Source organism: Micromonospora sp. NPDC003776 (genome assembly GCF_053605645.1).
Genome location: NZ_JBSGJR010000563.1, coordinates 1 through 4,545, shown reverse-complemented (window position 1 = coordinate 4,545; position 4,545 = coordinate 1). Strand labels below are relative to the sequence as shown.

Here is a 4,545-nt window from a genome sequence, read left to right as displayed (position 1 = left end):
TGGCGCTCGGCCTGCTGACCCTGCCGGGCCAGACCCTCACGCCGACGCCCGCGGCCGCCGCGGAGGCCGCCGCCGCGGTCAAGGTGCTGGTCTTCCACGGTCCGGTCGACAAGCAGGACGACCCGGTCGCCAAGGCCACCGCGAGCATCCGGGACCTCGGGGAGCGGAACGGCTTCACCGTCGACGACTCCGCCGACCCCGGCGTGTTCACCTTCGGCAACCTGGCCCGCTACCGGGCCGTGGTGTTCCTCTCCGCCAACGGCGTCACGCTCAACGACGCGCAGGAGGCGGCCTTCCAGGCGTACGTCAAGGGCGGCGGCGGTTTCGTCGGCGTGCACGACGCGGCGCGGGCCCAGCCGGAGTCGTCCTGGTTCACCGGCCTGATCGGCACCCGGCCGGCGGCCGGCCTGCCCAACGCCGAGAAGGCGGTCTCGGCCACCGCCAGCGGGGAGAACCCGCCGAACGAGACCGCCGCGAAGGCCATCGACGGGTCGACCGGCACCAAGTGGCTGACCTTCTCGCCCACCGGCTGGCTGGCGGCGAAGCTGGCCAAGCCGGTCGCGGTCAGCCGGTACGCGCTCACCTCGGCCAACGACTTCCCCGGCCGGGACCCGAAGAACTGGACCCTGCAGGGCTCCCAGGACGGCAGCACCTGGACCGACCTGGACACCCGCAGCAACGAGACCTTCCCGCAGCGGTTCCAGACCAAGCAGTACAGCTTCACCAACACCACCGCCTACCAGCACTACCGGCTCAACGTCACGGCCAACAGCGGAGAGCCGCTGATCCAGCTGGCCGAGCTGTGGCTGATCGGCCCGGACGCCGGCCCGGCGCCGGAGAGCACCGTGCAGCAGGCCACCGTCGACGTCACCGACCGGCAGCACCCGGCGAACAAGGGCCTGCCGCTGACCTGGACCCGGTCCGATCAGTGGATCAACTGGGACCCCAGCCCGATCGGCAAGGTGCACACGATCGCGCAGGTCGAGGAGGGCACCTACAACGCCGGGCTGAGCGGCAACGGGGCCTTCCACCCGATCTCCTGGTGCCAGGACTACGACGGTGGGCGCTCCTTCTACACCGGGATGGGGCGGACCGAGGCGAGCTGGACCAGCGACGAGCGGTTCCAGAACCACCTGGCCGGCGCGATCCGGTGGACCACCGGCATGGTGCGCGGTGACTGCCAGGCCACCATCGCCTCGAACTACCGCATCGACCGGCTCACCACCACCAACCAGCCGGGGCAGCTCGACCAGATCGGCGAGCCGCACGGCCTCACCATCGCCCCCGACGGCAAGGTCTTCTACATCGGCAAGGCCGCGTGCCCGAGCGGGCCGGTCGTGAGCTGGGACGACCCCAAGGTCGGCCTCGGCTGCGGCACCATCCACCAGTGGGACCCGAAGACCAAGCAGGTCAAGCTGCTCACCACCCTCGCCGTGATGGGCAACCGGGGCAGCGGCAGTGAGCTGGTGAAGAACGAGGAGGGCCTGGTCGGCATCACCCTCGACCCGAAGTTCGCGCAGAACGGCTGGGTCTACGTCTACTGGATGCCGCACGAGTCGATCGACCGGGACCGGCGGATCGGCCAGCGGACCGTCTCCCGGTTCACCTACGACGCGGCGAAGCAGACGATCGACCAGAGCACCCGCAAGGACCTGCTGCACTGGGACACCCAGATCCACAGCTGCTGCCACGCCGGTGGCGGCATGACGTTCGACGAGAGCGGCAACCTCTACATCGGCTCCGGCGACAGCAACTCCTCCGGCGGCTCCAACGGCTACTCCGGCAACAACTGGACGCAGGACTACAAGGGCACCTCGTTCCAGGACGCCCGGCGTACCGCCGGCAACACCAACGACCTCAACGGCAAGATCCTGCGGATCCACCCGGAGGCCGACGGCACGTACACCATCCCGGCCGGGAACCTGTTCACCGGCAAGGAGGAGGGCGGCGGCAAGACCCGACCGGAGATCTACGTGATGGGCGTGCGGAACATCGCCCGGATCGCCTGGGACCCGGTGAACCACTGGCTGACCGCCGCGTGGGTCGGCCCGGACGCGGGCGCGCCCGACCCGGAGCTGGGCCCGGCGAAGTACGAGACCGCCACGATCATCACCTCCGCCGGCAACCAGGGCTGGCCGTACTGCATGGGCAACCGGCAGCCGTACCGGGACCGCAGCAGCACCGACGCGAACGTGCTCACCGGCTGGTACGACTGTGACAACCCGAAGAACACCTCGCCGCGCAACACCGGCCTGGTGAACCTGCCGCCGATCCGGGACAACATGATCTGGTACTCGCCGCAGGGCGGCGGCCCGGTCTACCCGAAGCGCACCGACGGCAGCGGCCTGCCCTCGTACGTCCTGGGCCAGGAGACCTTCACCCAGCCGTACCTCAAGGGCGGCGGTCAGGCCATCATGGACGGGCCGACCTACCACCGGGACCAGGTCGACACCGACAGCGGCGTGGCCTGGCCGGCGTACTGGGACAACAAGTGGTTCATCGGTGACGAGTCCAACGCCAACAACCGGATCGCCGTCACCGTCGACCCGGGCAAGGTCGCCACGGCGGGCCCGCCGGCGTTCGCCGAGGACCTGCGCCAGATCATCCGCTCCGGCAGCGGCGGCACCCAGCTCCAGTCCTGGATGGACGCCAAGTTCGGCCCGGACGGGGCGCTGTACATGCTCGACTACGCGGGCGGCTTCTTCAGCCTGCACGGCAACCAGAAGCTGATCAAGGTGTCGTACACCGGCGGGGCGGCCACGCCGCGGCCGAGCGACGCCGGCTGGCGGCCGGTCACCGCCAGCCAGCCGAAGACCATCGCCTTCACCGGCGCCCGCGCCGGCGGCGTGGCCTGGGCGTGGGACTTCGGCGACGGCAGCGCGACGTCGCACGAGGCCAACCCCACCCACACCTACGCCGACTACGGCACCTACCAGGTGACGCTGACGGTGACCTACGCCGACGGCGAGAAGGCCACCACGAAGCTCACCGTCACCGCCGGCTGCGTCGCGCCGGACACCCAGAAGACGGTCCGCCTGCTCGACACCGACACCGGGGTGACCAACCACCCGGCCGGCGGTGGCTGCACGGTCAACGACCTGATCGACGACGAGCGGAACTGGTCGAACCACGGCGAGTTCGTCAGCCACGTCGCCGGCGTGGTCAACGACCTGCGCGGCGACGGCGTGCTGGACAACAAGGAGGCGGCCAAGCTGAACAGCGCCGCCGCCGGCTCCCCGATCGGCAAGGTCGCCGGGTACCGGCCGCTCTTCGACGGGACGGCCGCGTCGCTGGCCGACTGGCGGCAGGCACCCAGCGGGCAGTTCACCCTGCGGCCGGAGGGTTCCATCCGCAGCTCCGGCGGGCTCGGCATGCTCTGGTACGCCAAGGACGAGTTCGCCGACTTCTCGCTGCGGCTGAAGTTCCGGGACGTCTCGCCGGACGGCTCGTACGCCAACAGCGGCGTGTTCGCCCGGTTCCCGGACCCGCGTACCCCGCTGGACCAGCGGCCGGACGGCAGTTGTGGCACGGTCGGCTCGGCCCGCTCCTCGCAGGCGTGGGTGGCGATCTACTGCGGCCACGAGATCCAGATCTACGACGGTCCCACCGGTGAGCCGCAGAAGACCGGGTCGATCTACAACTTCGACTCGCAGGGGCTCGACAAGGCCGGGGCGACCCCGAAGGGCCAGTGGAACGACTACGAGGTCCGGGTGGTCGGACAGCACTACACGATCATCCGGAACGGTGTGGTGATCAACGAGTTCGACAACACGCCGGGCAAGGCGTCGTCCCGGGCCGGTGACCCGCCGACCGACCTGCGCCAGTTCCTCAGCGGGTTCGTCGGGTTGCAGAACCACAGCAACAACGACCTGATCGAGTTCCGCGACGTACGGGTCCGCGACCTGTAGGTCATCCCGCGGTGCCGGGCACGGGTGTCCGTGCCCGGCACCGTCGCGTCAGCTCACCGCCGTGCCGAACAGGTGACCGATGCCCCAGGTCAGCGCGAGGCCGGCCGCGCCGCCGAGCACCACCCGGGTGACCGCCAGCCGGGGGCTGCTGCCGCCGATCCGCGCGCTCACCGCCCCGGCGACGCCCAGGGCGAGCAGCACCGCCGCGACGGTCACCGGCAGCCGCAGTGCCGGCGGCGGCAGCAGGATCGCCAGCATCGGCAGCAGCGCACCGGCCACGAACGCCACCGCCGAGGCGAACGCGGCGTGGCCGGGGCTGGCCAGGTCGTCCGGGTCCACCTTCAGCTCGGCCTCGGCGTGCGCGGCGAGCGCGTCGTGCTCGGTCAGCTCGATCGCCACCTGCCGGGCGGTCTCCGGGCGCAGTCCCTTCGCCTCGTAGATCGCGGCCAGCTCGGCCAGCTCGGCCTGCGGCATGTCGCGCAGCTCGGCCCGCTCCTTGTCCAGCAGTGCCCGCTCGCTGTCGCGCTGGCTGCTCACCGAGACGTACTCGCCGAGGGCCATCGACACCGCGCCGGCCACCAGGCCGGCGGATCCGTGGCAGGTCCGGCAGGCGGGACCTTCAACGCATATTCGCAGG

Annotated in this window: 2 protein-coding genes; one reads left to right on the top strand and one right to left on the bottom strand. The window is 70.9% G+C overall.

The window, feature by feature from the left end:
• On the top strand, positions 1 to 3,908 hold a 3,908-nt coding region (locus tag ACWEVO_RS30880; protein ID WP_452310989.1), incomplete at its 5' end, for a ThuA domain-containing protein.
• Positions 3,909 to 3,956: 48 nt separating this feature from the next.
• Here ACWEVO_RS30880 and ACWEVO_RS30875 read toward each other — a convergent pair.
• Positions 3,957 to 4,538: a VIT1/CCC1 transporter family protein gene (locus tag ACWEVO_RS30875; protein ID WP_452310990.1), complete on the bottom strand. Its 582-nt coding sequence runs from the start codon at positions 4,536 to 4,538 to the stop codon at positions 3,957 to 3,959.
• Between the last annotated feature and the right edge of the window lie 7 nt (positions 4,539 to 4,545).